The sequence below is a fragment of the Sphingomonas echinoides genome (assembly GCF_029623395.1).
GTDB lineage: Bacteria > Pseudomonadota > Alphaproteobacteria > Sphingomonadales > Sphingomonadaceae > Sphingomonas > Sphingomonas echinoides_A.
On sequence record NZ_JAPYKK010000086.1, the window covers coordinates 1 to 776 of the forward strand.

At 50.5% G+C, this 776-nt stretch carries 2 protein-coding genes; both read left to right on the plus strand.

Features of this window, described 5'->3' with window-relative positions; genetic code table 11:
- Positions 1–70: 70 nt before the first annotated feature.
- Positions 71–439, plus strand: coding sequence for a response regulator (locus tag QBJ92_RS20565; RefSeq protein WP_277971549.1), 369 nt, complete (start codon positions 71–73; stop codon positions 437–439).
- Positions 440–567: 128 nt separating this feature from the next.
- Positions 568–776: hypothetical protein (locus QBJ92_RS20570; RefSeq protein WP_277971550.1), on the plus strand; the 209-nt coding region annotated here is incomplete at its 3' end.

Here is a 776-nt window from a genome sequence, read left to right on the forward strand (position 1 = left end):
AGTTTGCCACTAGCCATGCTCACCATCCTAGGTTCAGTATGTATTTTAGAAAACGTTGGGAACTGAGACGATGTCTCGTGACCGTTGGGTTATCCTCGTCGTCGATGACGAGGAAAGGATACGAACGTTGATCGGGGATCAACTCGAGACCGTGGGCTACGAGGTAATCCTGGCAGCCAGCGGCGATGACGCATTCAAGATGGTGCAAGGCGTGACTCGCATTGACCTTATTGTAACAGACGTCAGAATGCCTGGAGCTATAAATGGTTTCGACTTAGTTCGAAAAGCGCTCGCCGACCGCCCCCACCTTCGAACGATTATCATTTCAGGCTACACTGGGGAAAGCATCCAACGCACTGGTCTTGCAGACCGCTTTCTACAGAAACCGTTTACGTTACAGACTCTGGAAAACGAAGTCCGAAGTCTGTTCGCCGCTTAGCAATCCGAATTTGCCATTCAACACTTAGCCGCCGGTCTGGTTTTAACCCTTTCTACATGACCGCGCCTTATGGGTGTCTTGAGAGGAAATCGTCGTTGCACATCATTATTAAACACAAAGAATTGTGCATGATCGAAGTGAAGCTCATGGGCTTGTGTTCGATGGACGAATTTAGCGCGTTTGTGAGCGAACTTCGAGCGACGATAGCCAGTTTTCCGGTCGGCGATCAGCCGCCCACCACCCTTTACGACTTTACCGACGCGACAATTCAGACCCAAGAAGTTGTCGCGGCCATGAAAGCTTTGGCGGAACATCCTGCTATGATTCACCGGCGTGT